We start from the raw sequence: 15113 nt of genomic DNA, 5'->3' as shown, positions 1-15113 counted from the left end.
ACGAATTAGTTACCCTTCTTCTGTGCCGGGGTCTGGTCTTTGTTTTTGTCCTGCAACTGCGACGGCACCAGAACCGTCGTTACACGTTTGCCTTTTTCGCTGAACGCCTGCATTTTCTGCTCTTTCACCAGGTAAGTGATCTTATCGCCGGTGATGTTGCTGTCGAGCTGCTCCAGGTAGGCGTTACCGGTCAGGACGACGAAATCTTTCGACAGCTCATAATGCATTTTTTGGGCATGGCCTTTTACCGGCTTGCCGTTGTCCTGCATCTGATAAAACGTCGCCGGGTTGCCGAAGCCGTCGATCACCTCTTTGCCTTGCTCGCCGCCCGGACGGGTGACGACCACTTTGTCGGCATTGATTTTGATGGTGCCCTGAGTCACGACGACATTTCCGGTAAACGTCACCACGTTACCCTGCATATCCAGTGACTGCTGGTCCGATTCAATATGAATCGGTTGTTCGGTATCGCCGGTGACCGCGAACGCCGGAAGACTGGCGGCCAGAAGTGTGCTGGCAAGCACAAGATTAAGGCTGAGTTTGTTTGTTTTGAATTTCATAGGAGGTTCTAACCTTTTCAATCAGCTCGGCGTTCTTGCTGCGTAAGTTGCCGCGCATTTTCAGTCCGCTGGAGTTAAATGTTGTTCCGTATAACGTGACCAGATCTTCAGAGGTGACATCCTGCGTCACCAGGTTGATCGTCGCGTTATCCGTCGTGATTCTGCGTAGTTGAGCGTCAGGCGCCAGCGCATTGACTTCAACGTGACCATACAGATAGAGCATCCGGTCTTCGGTCAATTTCGCCTTATCCGCTTTAATCGACCATGTCGGGACTTTATCTTTATCAAAGGTGGTTAATACCGGTTGGGTAAACCACGAAAGCGCCTGTTCTGAATAATATTCAACGTGCTGCGCAATAAGACGATAGTTCAACGCGCCTTCCGGGCTATAGACGACCGTATCGGTATGCTCGCTCTTATAAGTCGGATCGCTGGTGTTCACCACAACCTGAGCAGGATCGTCTTTATCCGCCAGATTAATTCCGATCAACACCAGTACGGCCAACGACAGTAGAATGATAACCCAACGTCTGGTTTTACTCATATCGATTGCCCTTTGGCCTCATCAAGCTGACCCTGCGCCAGCAAGAGTAGATCGCACACTTCCCGCACCGCGCCGCGTCCACCGGCGATATGCGTCACATAGTCGGCGCGGGGGATCAGGAGCGGATGCGCATCAGCGACCGCAACGCTCAGACCCACTTTTTCCATCACCGGCCAGTCGATCAGATCGTCACCGACGTAAGCCACATTTTCAGGCGCAACGCCCAGCTTATCGAGCAGGTCGCCAAACGCGATAAGTTTGTCCGACTGCCCCTGATAGAGATGCGTGATCCCCAGGGTGGCACAGCGATCTTCTACAAGTTTAGCCTTTCGTCCGGTAATAATAGCGACCTCAATCCCGGAAGTGAGCGCACAGCGAATGCCGTAGCCATCACGGACGTTAAAGGCCTTCAGCTCTTCACCGTTGTTGCCCATATAAATCAGACCATCAGACAGCACGCCATCCACATCGAGGATGAGCAGACGGATGTTTTCCGCCTGGGCGATAACCTGTGTACTGACGGGGCCATAACAGGTCGCAAGCGACGCACCTGCTTTACTCATTTATTTTATCCTTGAGTTTCTACACTACGCCTGCACGCAGTAAATCATGCATATGTAACACACCCAGTAACTGGTCGCCATCAGCAACCAAAACGGAGGTGATATGACGGGACTGCATTAAGTTCAGGGCGTTAACGGCGAGAATACCGGGGCGAACGCGAATTCCCCCTGGCGTCATGACGTCGGCAATCCCTAACTGGCGAACATCCACACCCATATCGAAAACACGACGCAAGTCGCCATCGGTAAAGATGCCGTCAATCTTCATTGTGTCATCACAAATGACGGTCATGCCGAGATTTTTACGCGTAATTTCCAGCAGGGCATCACGCAGGCTGGCGTTTTTATTCACATGCGGGATTTCATCGCCGGTGTGCATGATATCGTTAACGCGCAGCAGAAGTTTACGGCCAAGTGCGCCGCCCGGATGCGACAACGCAAAATCTTCGGCGGTAAAGCCGCGGGCTTTTAATAACGCGACCGCGAGCGCATCGCCCATGACCAGCGTAGCCGTGGTGCTGCTGGTCGGCGCCAGACCCAACGGGCAGGCTTCTTTCGGCACTTTAACACACAGATGCACATCCGCCGCACGCGCCATGCTGCTTTCTGGTCGCCCGGTGATACAAATCAGCGGCACCTGCAAGCGTTTGAGAACCGGGATTAATGCGGCAATCTCATTGGATTCGCCAGAGTTGGAAATCGCGATCACCACATCCTGCGAGGTGACCATGCCGAGATCGCCATGCGCGGCCTCGCCCGGGTGAACAAAAAAGGCGGAAGTGCCGGTGCTGGCAAAGGTGGCGGCCATTTTCCGCCCGATATGACCTGATTTTCCCATCCCCATGACAACGACTTTGCCTGTGCACGAGAAGATTTTTTCACAGGCGAGCGTGAAGTTCTGGTCGATGTATTGATCAAGCTCCGCCAGGCCTTCACGTTCAATCTCCAGGACGTCTTTGCCTGCTTTCTGAAAGTCAAAACCCGGTTGTAACGCTAAGTGCGACATAGTCCGTTTTCCCGTTATCCAATAAGAAGCGGCGACAGCCAGTACAGCATCGCCAGCCATACGATAAAACCGCCGGTCAGCAGCACGCCTGCGCCCCGACCAATCTGGCGCGGACGCCGCCAGCACAGCAATGCCAAAACAATGCTCACTAACAGCATCACGCTATAGTCACGCCCAAACGCCAGCGGGTTGACGTCGCCTGGCGTAATCAATGCAGGCAGCCCCAGAACGATGGCGATATTAGAAATATTGGCGCCGATAATGTTGCCAATGGCGATATCATTTTCACCTTTGCGGATGCCCGCGATCGCCGTCGCCAGCTCCGGCAGGCTGGTGCCAATCGCAATCACCGTCAGGCCGATAGTCAGTTCGCTCATGGCGAAGTAGTTCGCCAGTACGGTGGCGTTATCAACCACCATCCGCGTCGCCATCGGCATAATAATCAGCGCGATACCCAGCCACAAAAACGCGACGGGTAAGCCGCCTTCGCGCGGCAGCTCCGCCACCTGCTCCCGGGTGAGGCTGTCATTTCCCTGTCGCTCCGCCAGGCGCGCGATCTTAACAATGAACAGCAGCCATAGCACGGCCAGCAGCAGAAGAAAGATTCCGTCGCTACGGCTCAGCTCGCCATCGTGCAGGACGGAACCCGCCAGCACACTGACAAATAACATTAGCGGCAATTCGCGGCGCAAAACATCAGAATGCACGGTAAAAGGGTGAAACAGCGCCGCCAGGCCCAGAATCAGCAAGATATTGATGATGTTGGAGCCGAGCGCGGTGCCCACGGCTAAGTCCAGTTGCCCGTGAAGCGACGCGGCAACCGAGACAATTATCTCCGGTAAAGATGTTCCGATACTGACGACCATCATCCCGATAATGAGCGGAGGAATCCCCACTGCCCTACACAAAATCGATGCGGCAAACACCAGACGATCGGCGCTGTAGACCACCAGAAGTAAACCAATAATTAACAGCGCCGTAGCTAAAAGCATCTAAAGTCCTTTCTTCAGGTATACTCGCCGGTCCACTGGAGGGATCTTCTGGAAGCCGTAACGAAGTCTTAATTTTGACTTTATGCGGCTAAAAAGTAAAACAAATGCCAGCTTTAGCTAACCAGGGCAGGTAATATTCTGTAAATATGTTGGGTTCATGGCTAAATTCAGCGCCATGCTTAGATCAACAAGGCGATACAAAGGATGAATCAATGGGTCAGTCTGTGGCGAATTTAGTCGATATGCGCGACGTCAGCTTTTCGCGTGGCGACCGCTGCATTTTCGATAATATTTCCCTGACCGTGCCACGCGGGAAGATCACGGCGATCATGGGGCCATCGGGGATCGGTAAAACCACGCTGTTACGACTGATTGGCGGACAGATCCCGCCGGATAGCGGGGAAATACTGTTTGATGGCGAAAACGTACCTGCTATGTCTCGCTCGCGGTTGTACACGGTACGAAAACGGATGAGCATGCTGTTTCAGTCGGGGGCGCTGTTCACCGACATGAACGTGTTTGATAACGTAGCCTACCCACTGCGGGAGCACACGAATTTACCCGCGCCGCTGTTGAAAAGCACGGTGATGATGAAACTGGAAGCCGTTGGTCTGCGCGGCGCGGCAAAGCTCATGCCCTCTGAACTGTCCGGGGGGATGGCGCGGCGTGCGGCATTAGCCCGTGCTATTGCGCTGGAACCCGACCTTATTATGTTCGATGAGCCGTTTGTGGGTCAGGACCCGATTACGATGGGCGTACTGGTGAAGCTGATTTCAGAACTGAACAGCACGCTGGGCGTAACCTGCGTTGTCGTGTCCCACGATGTGCCGGAGGTGCTGAGCATCGCCGATCACGCCTGGATTATGGCGGACAAAAAAATCGTGGCGCACGGTAGCGCGAAGGAACTGCAAGAAAATGCCGACCCGCGCGTCCGCCAGTTCCTGGACGGTATTGCCGACGGGCCGGTTCCGTTCCGCTATCCGGCGGGCGATTATCACTCCGATTTACTCGAAACAGGGAGTTAAGCCACTCATGCTGTTAAATGCGCTGGCATCGCTTGGACACCGGGGGATCAAAACCCTCAGAACGTTCGGGCGTGCCGGGTTAATGTTATTCAATGCGGTGATTGGTAAGCCGGAATTTCGCAAGCATGCGCCGTTGCTGGTGCGTCAGCTCTATAATGTGGGCGTCCTGTCGATGCTCATTATTATCGTCTCTGGCGTTTTTATCGGCATGGTGCTCGGGTTGCAGGGCTATCTGGTTCTGACGACTTACAGCGCGGAAACCAGCCTGGGTATGCTGGTGGCGCTTTCATTGTTGCGTGAACTGGGGCCGGTTGTCGCGGCGTTGCTGTTTGCCGGGCGCGCTGGGTCTGCGCTGACCGCAGAAATTGGTCTTATGCGAGCGACTGAGCAGCTCTCCAGTATGGAAATGATGGCCGTCGATCCGCTGCGCCGGGTGATCTCTCCGCGCCTGTGGGCGGGGGTGATTTCGCTGCCGCTGCTGACGATTATCTTCGTGGCTGTTGGCATCTGGGGAGGATCGCTGGTTGGCGTTAGCTGGAAGGGGATCGATGCCGGTTTCTTCTGGTCGGCGATGCAGGATGCCGTCGACTGGCGTCTGGATCTCGTGAACTGTTTGATTAAGAGCGTGGTGTTCGCCATCACGGTAACGTGGATTGCGCTGTTCAATGGGTATGACGCGATTCCGACCTCTGCCGGGATTAGCCGCGCAACCACGCGCACCGTTGTGCACTCGTCTTTGGCCGTTCTGGGTCTGGATTTTGTGTTGACCGCACTGATGTTTGGGAATTGAGTTCATGCAAACGAAAAAAAGTGAAATTTGGGTAGGGATCTTCTTGCTGGTTGCGTTGCTGGCGGCGCTGTTTGTTTGCCTGAAAGCGGCCAATGTCACCTCAATGCGCACGGAGCCGACCTACACGATTTATGCGACCTTCGACAATATTGGCGGCCTGAAAGCGCGCTCTCCGGTGCGCATCGGCGGGGTGGTTGTCGGCCGGGTTGCGGATATCTCGCTGGATCCGAAAACCTACCTGCCGCGCGTCACGCTGGATATTGAAGAGCGCTATAACCACATTCCTGATACCAGTTCGCTGAGTATCCGCACCTCTGGCCTGCTGGGGGAGCAATATCTGGCGTTAAACGTCGGGTTTGAAGATCCTGAACTGGGAACGTCTATCCTCAAAGATGGCGACACTATTCAGGACACCAAGTCCGCGATGGTGCTTGAAGACATGATTGGTCAGTTCCTTTACAACAGTAAAGGGGACGACAATAAGAATTCTGGCGATGCGCCAGCGCCAACTGAAGGCAATAATGAAGCGACACCGCCTGCGGGCGCAACAAATTAATCACAGGAGAATCGATGTATGTTTAAGCGATTAATGATGGTAGCGCTGCTGGTCATTGCACCGTTGAGCGCGGCAACCGCGGCGGACCAGACTAACCCGTATAAATTGATGAATGAGGCGGCGCAGAAAACCTTCGATCGTCTGAAAAACGAACAGCCGAAAATCCGTGCCAACCCGGATTACCTGCGCGACGTCGTTGACCAGGAACTGCTGCCGTATGTGCAGGTGAAATACGCGGGCGCGCTGGTACTGGGTCGTTACTACCGGGAGGCGACGCCGGCGCAGCGTGATGCCTATTTCGCGGCGTTCCGTGAATACCTGAAACAGGCTTATGGTCAGGCGCTGGCAATGTACCACGGCCAGACTTACCAGATTGCGCCGGAACAACCGCTGGGCAATGCGACCATCGTGCCGATCCGCGTGACGATCATCGATCCGAATGGCCGTCCTCCGGTTCGACTGGATTTCCAGTGGCGCAAAAACACCCAGACCGGTAACTGGCAGGCTTATGACATGATCGCGGAAGGCGTCAGTATGATCACCACAAAACAGAATGAGTGGAGCGATCTGCTGCGTACCAAAGGCATCGACGGCCTGACCGCGCAGTTGCAGTCAATTTCTCGTCAGAAAATTTCGCTGGAAGAGAAAAAATAATGACGCAGTCACTTAGCTGGACGCGCGAAGGTGACACGCTGGCATTAGCGGGAGAGCTGGACCAGGACGTGCTGAACCCTCTGTGGGATGCGCGCGTTGATGCGATGAAAGGCGTAACCTGCATCGATCTGAGCCAGGTCTCCCGGGTGGATACCGGTGGTCTGGCGTTACTGGTGCATCTTGTCGATCAGGCGAAGCGACAGGGCAACAGCGTTTCGCTGCAAGGGGTAAACGAGAAGGTTTACACGCTGGCGAAGCTCTATAATTTGCCTGCTGACGTGCTTCCACGTTAATTTTTGTAGGCCGGATAAGGCCTTGTGCCGCCATCCGGCAAAACCCCTAAGTGGGATTTGCCACCAAAGCCTTGCCTGATTTATCAGCTGGGCTTTTTGCTTATTTATGACAGCGCCACTTTGCTCTAAGATGTTGGGCTGTTTTCCCTATTTGACGAATGAAGAGCCCATGGAAAATCATGAAATTCAGAGCGTGCTGATGAGCGCACTCTCCCTCCAGGAAGTCCACGTCTCTGGCGATGGCAGTCACTTTCAGGTTATCGCCGTGGGTGAGATGTTTGACGGCATGAGCCGGGTCAAGAAGCAGCAGTCTGTTTACGGCCCGTTGATGGAGTTTATTGCGGATAACCGTATCCATGCCGTATCGATCAAAGCGTATACCCCAGCGGAATGGGAACGCGATCGCAAACTTAACGGTTTTTGAGCGACGGGCGACACGCCGGTAGCAGATATGAATTCTTAACAGAGAACAGAATAATGGATAAATTTCGTGTACAGGGGCCGACAACGCTCCAGGGCGAAGTCACAATTTCAGGCGCTAAAAATGCCGCATTGCCGATCCTTTTCGCGGCGCTGCTGGCAGAAGAGCCGGTAGAGATCCAGAACGTTCCAAAGCTGAAAGACATCGATACGACGATGAAACTGCTCAGCCAGCTTGGAACGAAAGTGGAACGTAACGGTTCTGTCTGGATTGACGCCAGCCAGGTCAACATCTTCTGCGCGCCTTATGAACTGGTAAAAACCATGCGCGCGTCGATTTGGGCGCTGGGGCCGCTGGTTGCGCGTTTTGGTCAGGGGCAGGTTTCTCTGCCAGGCGGTTGCGCCATCGGCGCGCGTCCGGTCGATCTGCACATCACCGGCCTGGAACAACTGGGCGCTGAGATCAAGCTGGAAGAAGGCTATGTGAAGGCGTCTGTTAATGGTCGCCTGAAAGGCGCGCATATCGTGATGGACAAAGTCAGCGTCGGTGCGACGGTGACCATTATGTCTGCGGCAACGCTGGCCGAAGGGACCACCGTGATTGAAAACGCCGCGCGTGAGCCGGAGATCGTCGATACCGCGAACTTCCTGGTGACGTTGGGAGCGAAGATAAGCGGTCAGGGCACCGATCGTATTACCATTGAGGGCGTTGAGCGTCTGGGCGGCGGCGTATACCGTGTTCTGCCCGATCGCATTGAAACCGGCACCTTCCTGGTCGCGGCGGCGATTTCCGGCGGTAAAATCGTCTGCCGTAACGCGCAGCCGGATACGCTGGATGCCGTACTGGCTAAACTGCGTGACGCCGGAGCGGATATTGAAACCGGTGAAGACTGGATCAGCCTGGACATGCATGGCCAGCGTCCGAAAGCTGTGAATGTGCGCACCGCGCCGCACCCGGCTTTCCCGACCGATATGCAGGCGCAGTTCACGCTGCTGAACCTTGTCGCGGAAGGGACGGGTTTCATCACGGAAACCATTTTCGAAAACCGCTTTATGCATGTGCCTGAACTGATCCGTATGGGCGCGCACGCGGAAATCGAGAGCAACACCGTGATTTGCCACGGCGTTGAAAAACTCTCCGGGGCGCAGGTGATGGCGACCGACTTGCGTGCGTCTGCGAGCCTGGTGCTGGCGGGATGCATTGCAGAAGGCACGACGCTGGTTGATCGTATTTATCACATCGATCGTGGCTATGAGCGCATTGAAGACAAACTGCGCGCGCTGGGCGCGAATATTGAGCGTGTGAAAGGCGAGTAATCTTTTCTACATGCACTGGTAGCCCCTGTTCGGGGGCTACCGTTCAGAGCGTTATCCGTTCCTTACTTCTCTATTTCCCTTTTCGAGCCCGCATCAGACGCGTTCTGTCAATGAACTCATGGGTTTCTGGGTCATGATAGCGCGATGGCCAGATCACCCAAGGTTCTGTACCCAGCGCCTTCGCAATGATGAGCTCTCCTTTCGGCCACGGTCGGGTCAGGGCGTTTGCCAGCGTCGAGGAACTTAATCCATTCTTGCGTGATTCCGCCGCCATAGATGTCCCTTTTTTACGTAATCCGGCAATGATGTCTGCGGGATGCCAGTCAATGAGTTTATTTTCCATTATTCCCTCACTCCTTCGGTCAGTCAGTCGCTTGCGGCCTGGATAATCAGCCTGTGAGAAATACTATACGCCAGGTGATAGTATTGCTCTAATATGTTCCTGTAAAGAGTATGCATATTCATAAAATGTGACAGCATACGTGCGATGGGAAAAGGGCTGGGAAAGAAATGAGTAACTGGAATTTACTGGAACTTAAAGATTCATCCCGCGCAGAGCACGGGATGAGAAGGGAGGGTTAACGATCGCGTTGTACGGCGATGTGCGCCAGACCGATCAGGGCTTCGCGCCACGGCGTATCAGGCAGAATCTGTAGGGCGGCGATGGCTTTATCGGCCTCGTCTTCTGCACGCTGACGCGTCCATTCCAGTGAACCGCAGGCGGTCATGGCTTCCAGAACGGGTTCCAGAAGGTGGCGACCATTGCCTTGTTCAATGGCGGTACGGATCATTTGCGCCTGTTCTGGCGTACCGTTACGCATAGCGTGCAGCAGCGGCAGCGTTGGTTTTCCTTCGTTGAGGTCATCGCCGACATTTTTACCTAACTGCTCGCCATCAGCGCTGTAATCGAGTAAATCGTCAATCAGCTGAAAGGCCGTACCGAGATAACGACCATAATCCTGCAACCCTTTTTCTTGCTCAGGAGTACAGCCAGCAAGAAGACCGGAACACTGCGCCGCAGCTTCAAACAGGCGCGCCGTTTTGCTGTAAATCACGCGCATGTAATTTTCTTCGGTGATGTCCGGGTCGTTGACGTTCATCAGTTGCAGCACTTCGCCTTCGGCGATGACGTTCACCGCTTCTGACATTACCTCCAGCACTTTCAGCGAGCCAAGGCTGGTCATCATCTGGAACGCGCGGGTGTAGATAAAATCACCGACCAGGACGCTGGCGGCGTTGCCAAATGCCGCATTCGCCGTTGCCTTCCCACGACGCATATCGGATTCATCCACAACATCGTCGTGTAGCAGGGTGGCGGTGTGGATAAACTCGATTAAGGCAGCGATCGTGACGTGCGCATTTTCCTGATAACCAACGGCGCGCGCAGCGAGTACGGCAATCATCGGGCGGATACGTTTTCCGCCGCCGCTAACGATGTAATACCCTAACTGATTGATCAGTTGGACGTCGGAATTGAGCTGTTCAAGGATTGTCGCATTGACACCCGCCATATCTTGCGCGGTTAACTCATTGATTTTTTCTAAATTCATCGCAAAAGCCGGGCTTATCGCCCCGATTAACTCATCATGGGATGAGATAACTAAGGGTTTAGGGTTAGGAATATATGCTGATTGTACTGAAAAAACGGCGCAGATAAACGTTACCGTACACGTTGTGTTTTTTTTCTTCATGTATTGACGGTAGCACTTGTCAAAGGCTCGCGTTTTGCGTAATATTCGCGCCCTATTGTGAATATTTATAGCGCACTCTGAATCATTGAAAAGGCGTGCGCGGAAGCGGAGTTTTTTATGTACGCGGTTTTCCAAAGTGGTGGTAAACAACACCGAGTAAGCGAAGGTCAGACCGTTCGCCTGGAAAAGCTGGACATCGCAACTGGCGAAACTATTGAGTTCGCTGAAGTTCTGATGATCGCAAACGGTGAAGAAGTCAAAATCGGCGTTCCTTTCGTTGATGGCGGCGTAATCAAAGCTGAAGTTGTTGCTCACGGTCGTGGCGAGAAAGTTAAAATCGTTAAGTTTCGTCGTCGTAAACACTATCGTAAGCAGCAAGGCCACCGTCAGTGGTTCACTGATGTGAAAATTACTGGCATCAGCGCCTAAGACCTGAGGAGAGATTTAAATGGCACATAAAAAGGCTGGCGGCTCAACTCGTAACGGTCGCGATTCAGAAGCTAAACGCCTGGGCGTTAAGCGTTTCGGTGGCGAAACCGTTCTGGCGGGTAGCATCATCGTTCGTCAACGTGGCACCAAATTCCACGCTGGCACTAACGTAGGTTGCGGTCGTGACCACACTCTGTTTGCTAAAGCAGACGGTAAAGTGAAATTCGAAGTTAAAGGCCCGAACAACCGTAAATACATCAGCATCGTTGCTGAGTAAGTTCTTCGTGGTCCGGTAACGGATTAAAGCCCCGCAACGTGTTGCGGGGCTTTTTACATTGAAAACCCGGAAAATTTTCTTGTAGGGAAAACGGGCATGAAGCAGCAGGCTGGCATTGGCATCCTTTTAGCACTCACCACTGCAATGTGTTGGGGCGCTTTGCCAATTGCAATGAAGCAGGTGCTGGAGGTGATGGAACCTCCAACCATTGTCTTCTATCGCTTTTTAATGGCGAGTATCGGCCTCGGCGCGATCCTGGCAGTTAAAAGAAAGCTCCCGCCATTGCGTATTTTTCGCAAACCGCGCTGGCTGGTGTTGCTGGCGATTGCAACAGGTGGACTTTTCGGGAATTTCATCCTGTTCAGCTCTTCCCTGCAATATTTGAGTCCGACGGCATCGCAGGTTATCGGTCAGCTGTCACCGGTTGGCATGATGGTCGCCAGCGTCTTTATTTTGAAAGAAAAGATGCGCGGCACGCAGGTGATTGGCGCGCTCATGCTGCTTTGTGGGCTGGTGATGTTCTTTAATACCAGTCTGGTCGAGATTTTTACCAAACTGACCGATTACACCTGGGGTGTGATCTTTGGGGTCGGTGCGGCGACGGTCTGGGTGAGTTATGGCGTCGCGCAAAAGGTGTTATTGCGTCGTCTGGCCTCACAGCAGATCCTGTTTTTACTGTACACTTTATGTACGATTGCGTTATTGCCGCTGGCGAAGCCGGGGGTTATCTCGCAGTTAAGCGACTGGCAGCTCGCGTGTTTGATTTTCTGTGGGCTGAATACGCTGGTAGGATATGGCGCCCTGGCGGAAGCGATGGCGCGTTGGCAGGCAGCGCAGGTAAGTGCGTTAATCACACTCACTCCGCTGTTTACGCTGTTATTTTCAGATCTATTATCTATGGCCTGGCCCGATTTCTTCGCCAGACCGATGTTAAACCTTTTAGGTTATCTCGGTGCGTTTGTCGTGGTTGCGGGCGCGATGTATTCCGCCATTGGTCATCGTATTTGGGGCGGTTTACGCAAGCATGAAACGGTGGTTTCGCAACCCCGCTCAGGCGAATGATTTACGGAGAGTAAAATGAAGTTTGTTGATGAAGCATCGATTCTGGTCGTTGCTGGCGATGGCGGCAATGGTTGCGTGAGCTTCCGCCGCGAAAAATACATCCCGAAAGGCGGCCCGGATGGCGGTGATGGCGGCGATGGTGGCGACGTCTGGCTGGAAGCCGACGAAAACCTGAACACGCTGATCGATTATCGCTTTGAAAAATCGTTCCGTGCTGAACGTGGTCAGAATGGCGCAAGCCGTGACTGCACCGGTAAACGTGGGAAAGATGTCACGATCAAAGTGCCTGTCGGTACGCGTGTTATCGATCAGGGCACCGGCGAAACCATGGGCGATATGACCAAACACGGTCAGCGTCTGATGGTTGCCAAAGGCGGCTGGCACGGCCTGGGCAATACCCGCTTTAAGTCCTCTGTTAACCGCACTCCGCGTCAGAAAACGATGGGCACGCCGGGCGATAAGCGCGATTTGATGCTGGAGCTGATGCTGCTGGCGGATGTGGGTATGCTGGGTATGCCAAACGCCGGTAAATCAACCTTTATCCGCGCGGTATCTGCGGCAAAACCGAAAGTGGCGGACTATCCGTTTACCACTCTGGTGCCGAGCCTTGGCGTTGTGCGTATGGACAACGAAAAGAGCTTTGTGGTTGCCGATATTCCGGGGCTGATTGAAGGCGCGGCGGAAGGCGCGGGTCTGGGGATTCGCTTCCTGAAGCACCTGGAACGTTGCCGCGTACTGCTGCACCTTATTGATATCGATCCTATCGACGGTTCCGATCCGGTGGAAAACGCCCGTATCATTATCGGCGAACTGGAAAAATACAGTCAGGATCTGGCTGCTAAGCCGCGCTGGTTAGTGTTCAACAAAATTGATTTGCTGGACCAGGCCGAAGCGGAAGAAAAAGCGAGAGCTATCGCGCAGGCGCTGGGCTGGGAAGATAAGTACTACATGATTTCCGCTGCCAGCCAGACTGGCGTGAAAGATCTCTGCTGGGATGTGATGACCTTTATCATCGAGAACCCCATCGTTCAGGCTGATGAAGCGAAGCAGCCGGAGAAAGTGGAGTTCATGTGGGACGATTATCACCGTCAGCAGCTCGCTGAAGTCGAAGATGAAGCAGAAGATGACTGGGATGACGACTGGGACGAAGACGACGAAGAAGGCGTCGAGTTCATCTACAAACGTTAATCTGGTTCAAATGCCCGGTGGCGCTTACGCTTACCGGGCCTACGGATAGTAGGCCGGATAAGGCGCAAAGCGCCGCCATCCGGCAATTAAATGACCCATCTAGTGTGTAGGCCGGATAAGCGTCAGCGCCATCCGGCACTATCCTCACCTAGTTGTTCTGATAAAGATCTTTGTACAACCGGCTTTCAAAACGTACTAACGGAATTCGACGATTGCGCTGGTCAGCTGGCGTAACGGCATACCCGGAAAGATACTGAACAAACGCCATCCGTTGCCCACTTGCCGTTGTAATAAATCCCGCCAGATTATAGACCCCTTGCAGCGAGCCTGTTTTCGCCGAAACTTTACCATCGACCCCAGCCTGATGCAGACCCGCACGGTATTGCAGAGAGCCGTCATATCCCGCCAGCGGCAGCATGGAGATAAAGTTCAGCTCGTTGTCGTGTTGGGCGATGTATTGCAGCACCTGCATCATGGTGGCCGGGGCAATCAGGTTGTGGCGAGAAAGGCCCGAACCGTCAGCGATGATGGTATTGCCAATATCAACGCCAGCCTGTTGACGCAGGATCTGGCGTACGGCATCAGATCCCGCCCGCCATGTGCCGGGAACGTTGAAGCGTGCGTGGCCGATCATGCGAAAGACGGTATCGGCAATCATGTTGTCCGATTTTTTCAGCATAATCTTAAGCAAATCATGCAGCGGCGCAGACTGCTTGCTGGCAACTACCGTTCCGGGTTCGTTGACCTGCGTCTGGCGTAACAGCGTACCGCTGTAGGTGATACCTGCCTGTTTTAACTCGTCTTTCAGGATTGCTCCGGCATAGCTGGCGCCGTCCTGAATGGCGAAGGCCAACGGTAACGGTTCGGCGCGCTGCGGCAGGCAACCTGTCAGCGTGAAGCGGTTTAAATCCCCCGGAACGACATCCAGCTCACAGTATTGCGCTTCCGCAGAGCCGCGTGGGAGGGTGCGAACCTGACTGAACATGGTCACCGGGTAATAGGACGCCACGCGAATATACGCTAAGTCATTCGGTTTTTGCGCGCTGTAGAGGGAGATGGAAAAGCAGTTGCGATCGACAATGGCGGCTGCGGGTGGTGCGCTAAAACATTGCGTCATGTCATTCCAGGGCCAGCCTGGCGCTTTATCATGGCTGGCGAAAATGGAGGTGTCGATGAGCACATTTCCCGCAATTTGCGTCACGCCAGATTTTTTCAGCGTTGCGACCATATTGCGAATATCCTGGCGTTTTAGCGTCGGATCGGCACCAAATCGCGCCACTAAGTCCCCTTTTAAGACGCCATTGTCCACGTTGCCTTTTGTCTCCAGCGTGGTGGTAAAACGAAAATCGGGGCCGAGCTGAATCAATGCCGCGAGGGCCGTGATCACTTTTTGCGTACTGGCGGGCAGCGCCATCTGCTGGCTATGGTAATCAATCGCGGGCGTGGACGCGCCGACCTTCTGAGCCATGAAAGCAAGGTTGGCCCCATCAGGGAGCTGATTGATGTATTCATCAACATTCGCGGCCTGGACGCTGAACGCTATACTGGTGGTCAATCCGATGATAAATCTGGAAAATCGCATAATCTCGCGCTAACAACCTGGAAACAAGCCGTCATACTACGGCGCAATGCCCTGGAAAGTAAACGATGACCCATAGGGAACTCCAGGGTAAAATACGTATCAAATTGAGAATTGTAGCTGACCTGGGGCTTTGTACCCGGGTCGGTATTTTTTTGCTTCTGGCT

The 15113-nt window shown here is 53.8% G+C and carries 19 protein-coding genes; 11 read left to right on the top strand and 8 right to left on the bottom strand.

Translation table 11 applies throughout. The features are described from left to right. Nucleotides 1-5: 5 nt before the first annotated feature. The 5 genes from lptA to OGW17_RS20025 are packed head-to-tail and all read right to left on the bottom strand — an operon-like array spanning nt 6 to nt 3665. Nucleotides 6-560 (bottom strand): lipopolysaccharide ABC transporter substrate-binding protein LptA, encoded by a 555-nt coding sequence (gene lptA, locus OGW17_RS20045; RefSeq protein WP_071257739.1) that lies wholly within the window; start codon nt 558-560, stop codon nt 6-8. Further along, entirely contained in the window at nt 529-1104 is a 576-nt protein-coding gene (gene lptC / locus OGW17_RS20040) for an LPS export ABC transporter periplasmic protein LptC (protein WP_012135332.1), read from the bottom strand. The genes lptA and lptC overlap by 32 nt, the downstream gene beginning before the upstream one ends. Next, complete coding sequence (gene kdsC / locus OGW17_RS20035; protein ID WP_071257742.1) at nt 1101-1667, bottom strand: 3-deoxy-manno-octulosonate-8-phosphatase KdsC; 567 nt, start codon at nt 1665-1667, stop codon at nt 1101-1103. The genes lptC and kdsC overlap by 4 nt, the downstream gene beginning before the upstream one ends. 19 nt (nt 1668-1686) lie before the next feature. Beyond that, a complete protein-coding gene (gene kdsD / locus OGW17_RS20030) occupies nt 1687-2673 on the bottom strand; it encodes an arabinose-5-phosphate isomerase KdsD (RefSeq protein WP_012135330.1) in 987 nt (328 codons plus the stop codon). Nucleotides 2674-2687: 14 nt separating this feature from the next. Next, complete coding sequence (locus tag OGW17_RS20025; protein ID WP_071257746.1) at nt 2688-3665, bottom strand: calcium/sodium antiporter; 978 nt, start codon at nt 3663-3665, stop codon at nt 2688-2690. Nucleotides 3666-3877: 212 nt separating this feature from the next. On the opposite strand from OGW17_RS20025, the gene mlaF reads away from it, so the two are divergent. The 7 genes from mlaF (at nt 3878) to murA (ending at nt 8720) form a co-directional block, all read left to right on the top strand. Further along, complete coding sequence (gene mlaF, locus OGW17_RS20020; RefSeq protein ID WP_012135328.1) at nt 3878-4690, top strand: phospholipid ABC transporter ATP-binding protein MlaF; 813 nt, start codon at nt 3878-3880, stop codon at nt 4688-4690. A 7-nt stretch (nt 4691-4697) separates the two neighbouring features. After that, complete coding sequence (gene mlaE, locus OGW17_RS20015; protein ID WP_047460983.1) at nt 4698-5480, top strand: lipid asymmetry maintenance ABC transporter permease subunit MlaE; 783 nt, start codon at nt 4698-4700, stop codon at nt 5478-5480. Between the two features lie 4 nt (nt 5481-5484). Beyond that, complete coding sequence (gene mlaD, locus OGW17_RS20010) at nt 5485-6036, top strand: outer membrane lipid asymmetry maintenance protein MlaD (RefSeq protein ID WP_012135326.1); 552 nt, start codon at nt 5485-5487, stop codon at nt 6034-6036. A gap of 18 nt (nt 6037-6054) precedes the next feature. Continuing rightward, on the top strand, nt 6055-6690 hold the full coding sequence (gene mlaC, locus OGW17_RS20005) for a phospholipid-binding protein MlaC (protein ID WP_012135325.1): 636 nt from the start codon (nt 6055-6057) through the stop codon (nt 6688-6690). Then, nucleotides 6690-6983 carry a lipid asymmetry maintenance protein MlaB gene (gene mlaB, locus OGW17_RS20000; RefSeq protein ID WP_049010395.1) on the top strand — a complete coding sequence of 98 codons (294 nt, stop codon included), beginning with the start codon at nt 6690-6692 and terminating at the stop codon, nt 6981-6983. Before mlaC ends, mlaB begins: the two co-directional genes overlap by 1 nt. 169 nt (nt 6984-7152) lie before the next feature. Next, the gene (gene ibaG / locus OGW17_RS19995) at nt 7153-7407 is read left to right on the top strand and encodes a BolA family iron metabolism protein IbaG (protein ID WP_024130986.1); all 255 of its coding nucleotides are present in this window, start codon (nt 7153-7155) and stop codon (nt 7405-7407) included. Nucleotides 7408-7460: 53 nt separating this feature from the next. Beyond that, nucleotides 7461-8720, top strand: a complete 1260-nt coding sequence (gene murA, locus OGW17_RS19990; RefSeq protein ID WP_012135322.1) for a UDP-N-acetylglucosamine 1-carboxyvinyltransferase — start codon at nt 7461-7463, stop codon at nt 8718-8720. A gap of 70 nt (nt 8721-8790) precedes the next feature. Here the strand turns inward: murA and sfsB are convergent, their stop codons facing one another. After that, nucleotides 8791-9063 carry a DNA-binding transcriptional regulator SfsB gene (gene sfsB / locus OGW17_RS19985; protein ID WP_012135321.1) on the bottom strand — a complete coding sequence of 91 codons (273 nt, stop codon included), beginning with the start codon at nt 9061-9063 and terminating at the stop codon, nt 8791-8793. Nucleotides 9064-9298: 235 nt separating this feature from the next. Next, nucleotides 9299-10270 (bottom strand): octaprenyl diphosphate synthase, encoded by a 972-nt coding sequence (ispB, locus tag OGW17_RS19980; protein WP_024130985.1) that lies wholly within the window; start codon nt 10268-10270, stop codon nt 9299-9301. A 258-nt stretch (nt 10271-10528) separates the two neighbouring features. On the opposite strand from ispB, the gene rplU reads away from it, so the two are divergent. The 4 genes from rplU (at nt 10529) to cgtA (ending at nt 13367) form a co-directional block, all read left to right on the top strand. Then, nucleotides 10529-10840 (top strand): 50S ribosomal protein L21, encoded by a 312-nt coding sequence (gene rplU, locus OGW17_RS19975; protein WP_000271396.1) that lies wholly within the window; start codon nt 10529-10531, stop codon nt 10838-10840. Between the two features lie 19 nt (nt 10841-10859). Further along, the gene (rpmA, locus tag OGW17_RS19970) at nt 10860-11117 is read left to right on the top strand and encodes a 50S ribosomal protein L27 (RefSeq protein ID WP_012135319.1); all 258 of its coding nucleotides are present in this window, start codon (nt 10860-10862) and stop codon (nt 11115-11117) included. 96 nt (nt 11118-11213) lie between these two features. Next, nucleotides 11214-12179, top strand: coding sequence for a DMT family transporter (locus OGW17_RS19965; protein WP_012135318.1), 966 nt, complete (start codon nt 11214-11216; stop codon nt 12177-12179). 15 nt (nt 12180-12194) lie between these two features. Further along, entirely contained in the window at nt 12195-13367 is a 1173-nt protein-coding gene (gene cgtA / locus OGW17_RS19960; RefSeq protein ID WP_071257749.1) for an Obg family GTPase CgtA, read from the top strand. A gap of 148 nt (nt 13368-13515) precedes the next feature. Here cgtA and dacB read toward each other — a convergent pair whose 3' ends face one another. Further along, nucleotides 13516-14949: a serine-type D-Ala-D-Ala carboxypeptidase gene (gene dacB / locus OGW17_RS19955; protein WP_049010979.1), complete on the bottom strand. Its 1434-nt coding sequence runs from the start codon at nt 14947-14949 to the stop codon at nt 13516-13518. Nucleotides 14950-15113 lie beyond the last annotated feature (164 nt).

It is taken from the genome of Citrobacter sp. CK181, from assembly GCF_030333595.1.
Lineage (GTDB): Bacteria > Pseudomonadota > Gammaproteobacteria > Enterobacterales > Enterobacteriaceae > Citrobacter_B > Citrobacter_B koseri.
Note: the sequence above shows the minus strand (reverse complement) of the source record. Positions and strands in the feature narration are given on the sequence as shown.